The 4,528-nt window shown below is 72.8% G+C and carries 3 protein-coding genes and 1 pseudogene; all 4 read right to left on the reverse strand.

The window, feature by feature from the left end:
* Positions 1-160: 160 nt before the first annotated feature.
* The gene (locus AB0I42_RS27655; protein ID WP_357541603.1) at positions 161-3,049 is read right to left on the reverse strand and encodes a tetratricopeptide repeat protein; all 2,889 of its coding nucleotides are present in this window, start codon (positions 3,047-3,049) and stop codon (positions 161-163) included.
* A gap of 267 nt (positions 3,050-3,316) precedes the next feature.
* Positions 3,317-3,733: a DoxX family protein gene (locus AB0I42_RS27660; RefSeq protein WP_357541605.1), complete on the reverse strand. Its 417-nt coding sequence runs from the start codon at positions 3,731-3,733 to the stop codon at positions 3,317-3,319.
* Entirely contained in the window at positions 3,730-4,248 is a 519-nt protein-coding gene (locus AB0I42_RS27665; RefSeq protein WP_357541619.1) for a GNAT family N-acetyltransferase, read from the reverse strand. The genes AB0I42_RS27660 and AB0I42_RS27665 overlap by 4 nt, the downstream gene beginning before the upstream one ends.
* Positions 4,249-4,452: 204 nt before the next feature.
* A pseudogene (locus AB0I42_RS27670) lies at positions 4,453-4,528 on the reverse strand (HAD hydrolase-like protein); the annotation flags it as partial.

The following is a 4,528-nucleotide window of genomic DNA, read 5'->3' on the forward strand; positions in this document are numbered from 1 at the left end:
ACTGTTTGGGTCGGTTTTGTTGTTCAACCCGGGGGTTAGCGCGGGGTCGTGGGGCGGGGTGGGGGTGGGGGGGGGGGGGGGGGGGCCCGGTGGGGGGCCGCCCGGCCGACGCGCGCGACCGCCGACCCCGGTCGCCGGGCGTGAGCGGTCGCCGGGAGCGTCAGTGTGCGAGCCGGTCCTGCCCGATGCGTTGAAGTGCCTGCGCGGCACGGTCCCGCTCGTCGTGGTCGCCGGTGTCGGTGGCGATGGCCAGGGCCAGCCGGTGCCGCTCACGGGCCTCGTTGTCGCGGTGCATGGCGTGCAACGCCTCGCCCATCGCGTTCAGGACGCTCGCCTCGCCGTAGCGGTGCCGCATCCCGCGGAAGATCTCCAGCGCCTCCTCGAAGTGAACGATCGATTCCCGGTGTCGGCCCTGCCGGCTCAACGCGGTGCCGAGGTTGCTCAACGCCGTCGCCTCGCCGTCGCGGTGTTCGATCTCCCGGAAGAGTCGCAGGGCCGCACGCAGGTGCCCGGCGGCGACGGCACCCTCGCCGAGCATGTTGTGGATCTCGCCGAGGTTCGTCAGCGCGATCGCCTGACCGGCGCGTTCGCCCAGCGTGGCGAAGAGGTCGTGAGCCGCCCGGAACCGTTGTGCCGCCGGCCCGTGCCGGCCGATGGAGGATTCGAGGTTGCCGAGGTTGGTCAGGGCCGACGCCTGCCCGAAGAGATCGTCGATCTCCTGGTAGAGCGCGATGGCCTCGCCGTGGCGGGCGATCGAGGAGGCGAAGTCACCGAGCCGTTCCTCGATGATGCCGAGATTGGACAGGGCCCGGGCCCGGCCGTGCCGGTTGTCGGTACGGCCGTACAGCGCCAGCGCCTGCCGGAGTTGCGCGGTCGCGGCGGGGTAGCGGCCGAGCAGGCGTTGGATGACTCCGGCGTTGGTGCGAAGGTGCGCCTCGGCGACGACGTCGCCCATCGCCCGGGCGGCCTGGACGGCGTGGTCGTGGATCGGCACCGCTTCGACGCCGTGGCCCGCCTCGAGGTAGCGGTAGAGGGCCGCGGCGAGGTGGACGGCATGTTCCGGCCGCCCGTTGCGCAGGGCGATCTGGCACACCGTGGCGAACGACGGCAGTTCGGCGTCCAGCCACGACAGTGCCGTGGCCGGTGACATCGGTGCGCCGTCGGGTTTGAGGGCGAGTCCGGCATGCCGCCAGCTCGCGCTCCACCCCGGATACAGGACGTCGCTGGCGGCGATGGCGGTCGCGACGTAGTGCCCGAGCAGCCGGTCGACGGCGGCGGCCCGCTCGGCCCCGCCGTCGACCGCCAGGCTCAGCTCGCCGGCATAGGCGCGCAGCAGATCGTGCGGCGCGTACCGTCCGAGCGGGTCGCAGCGCAGCAGGTGCGCGCTGGTCAGCCGGTGCAGGAGCCGCGCCGCGGCGATCTCGTCGACGTCGCCGAGCGCGGCGGCGCAGGCGAGGGTGGCGGCGGCGGGGGTCAGGCTCAGCAGGCGGAACAGGCGTTGCGTCTCGGCGTCCAGCCGCTGGTAGGAGCAGCCGAAGACCTGCCGGATCGCGGTGCCGCCGCCCGGGTCCAGCAGGTCCAGGGGACCGGCCCGGTGCAACTGCGACACGATCCCGGACAGCGGCAGGTGTGCCTGCGCGCCGGCGTACTCGGCGGCCAGGCGCAGGGCGAGGGGGAGCCGGGCGCAGACGGCGGCCAGCGAGTCGACGCTGTCCGGTTCGGTGCCTGCCCGCTGACCCACCAGTCTGGCGAGCAGGTCGACGGCGTCCGACGGCGGGAGCAGGTCGAGCGCGATGCGGCGGGCGCCGTGCAGGGCGACCAACGCCGCCAGGCTGTCCCGGCTGGTGATCATCACGAGGGTGTCGTGGCTGCCGGGCAGCAGCGGGCCGACCTGCTCGGCGGAGGCCGCGTTGTCCAGCAGGACGAGCAGCCGGCGGCCGTCGGTCTCGGTCCGCCAGCGGGCGGCGCGCGACTGCGGGTCGGCCGGGATCTCCTGGTCGGGTACCGCGACGGCGGTGAGCAGGCGGCCCAGCGCCTCGTGGGGCGGCGTGGCCTGTTCCGGGTCGTCGCCGCGCAGGTCGAGGTAGATCTGGCCGTCGGGGAAACGGTCCCGGTGGAGGTGCCCCCAGTGCACGGCGAGCGCGGTCTTGCCCACCCCGGCCGTGCCGCAGACCATGACGATTCCGCAGCTGCGGGTCCCGTACGCGGCGTCGAGCAGGACGAGTTCGTCGGCCCGGCCGACGAAGTCGGGAACCGGTGCCGGAAGCTGACGCGGGGTCCTCGAACCGGGGAGGGGCACCGTCTCCTCGACCAGATCGCGGTGGGCCCGGGACAGGTCCGGCCCCGGGTCCACGCCCAGCTCGTCGGCGAGGGTACGTCGGGTCGTCTCGTAGCGTTCGAACGCGAGCGTTCGTTGTCCGGTGGCCTGGTACGCCCTGATCAGGGCGGCCTGCACCGTCTCGTCGAGCGGCTGGGCGGCACCTTCCAGTGTCAGCGCGGCGACGATCTCCGCGGCGTTGCCGGTGCGCAGCATCAGGTGCCAGTAGGACAGTTGGACCCGGCGCCGCTCCGCCTTGAGGGCCGAGACCTCCGGGTGGCTCTCCAGCGCCGGTACGTCGCAGAGCGGATCGTCCTCCCACAGCCGCAACGCCTCGCGCAGCAGCGCCATCGCGCCGGCCGTGTCGCCGTCGCTCTCGGCCGCCCGGGCGGCGTACGCCAACCGGCGGAAGCGGCGCAGGTCCAGGGCGTCTTCGGGTAGCCGCAGCAGGTATCCGTCGCCGACGGTCGCCAGCACCCCGTCCTGGCCGCGTGGGCTGCGCTTCGGGTCCAGCAGCCGGCGCAGGTGCTTGGCGTGGGTGTGCAGGACGTTGACGGCGCTCGGCGGCGGTCGCTCGCCCCACAGCGATTCGATCAGCTCGCGCCGGGTGGTCAGCCGTCCGGCGTTGAGTGCCAGGACGCCGAGCACGAGGCGGCGCGCGGGCGGGCCGGTGTCCTGTTCGCGATCACCGTGCCACACGCGTAGGCGGCCGAGTACCTGGATCGCCAACACTGCCGACAGTGTAGTGGTGGGCATCGATTCCTGGATAGCGGTTGCCTGCGCTTCGCACCCCTGACTCCAGGGGGAGGACGCGCCTTTGCGGTAAGGGCTTGAATTCGGTGCCACCGTACGGCTGCCCGAGGGAACCACGTTCGTCCGCGTCGCCACCCGGCAGGTCGTCACCAACGTCATGTGACGCCGGCCCGGCAGGCGGTGCCGGTGTGCCCGCACGGCGCACCTTCGGGGCGCCGGTGCCGATTCTCGCCAGCGGCCGTCGGATCAGCGGAGGTAGAGGACGACCACCGCGATCGAGACCAAGCCGAAGACGGCCGCTGGCAACATTTTGGCCGCGGGATCACCGGCACGTAGGTGGACGATGACCGCTCCGGCCATCATGAGCGTGAATCCGATCGCCGCGGCCACGCCGATGGGTCTCCAGATCAGGCCGAGGCCGAGGGCCGCCGCGCCGAGGATCTGCAGAACTCCCAGCGCCCGGTAGTTCCGGGCGGAGAAGCCGAGGTGTTTGCCGTGCTCGATGGCGCTCGGCTGCCCGGTGGCCTTGGGCAGGCCGGTGAACAGGAACGCCACCGCGAGGATGACGGCGAGGGTGTTGGCCATGTTTTTCCAGATCGCCTTTCGGATGCGTGTCGGGCCCTCTCGCGGGGCGGCGACAGGTGGGAGATCGGTCGCCGTCACCCGTCCAGGGTGATCCGGTAGCGTCGTACCGGGACGTTCCCGGTGTCGCGGATGCCCTCCAGTACGCCGCCGTTGCGTTCGATCGTGCGGGCCGAGCCCGCGTTGTCCGCGAGGCAGACTACGAGGACGGCGTCCAGGTCCAGGGCGCGGGCCTCGCCGAGCATCTCGCCCAGCGCCCAGGTCGCCAGGCCACGGCGGCGTGCGGACGGACGTACGCCGTAGCCGATGTGCCCGGTGTCGTCGTTGAACCCGTGCCGCAGGGCGATGGCCCCGAGCACCTCGCCGTCCTCGACGATCCAGCGGGGCGAGCCGTGTGGTTCGTCGGGGCAGGGATCGCCGGCCGGGTGGGTCAGTCGGACCCGTCGGTGCACCCAGGTGGCGAAGCCGGCGGCTGAGTCGACATCGTCGTCCGTGCCCAGGCCGAAGCCGTCCTCGTGGACGCCGGGACCCCAGTCGTCGCGGCACCGTAGGAAGGCGGCGTGCAGGCGGGTGGTGGGCGGGACCAGTTCGGGCATGGGGTGATCCTGCCGTGGCGGTCGGGGGCGCGGCCAGCGTCGCCCCGGGGACGGGTCCGGCAATCGTGGGTGGCCGGACACCGGATGTTGGCCTCGCCGTCCACCACAGGTCAACGAACGTGCGTAGGCAGAGCAGGCCAGAACTGCCCATACCCTCGACGGAGCATTGATGCCTCTCCCCACATCGGCCGCCCGGCGTACCCGGGAATCCATGCCGGCCCGCACCGCGCCCACGATGTCGGTGTCGAGCCGGTCCCCGACGACCAGCGGCCGGCTCGAA

This window comes from Polymorphospora sp. NPDC050346, assembly GCF_040655695.1.
In the GTDB taxonomy this organism is placed as follows: domain Bacteria; phylum Actinomycetota; class Actinomycetes; order Mycobacteriales; family Micromonosporaceae; genus Polymorphospora; species Polymorphospora lycopeni.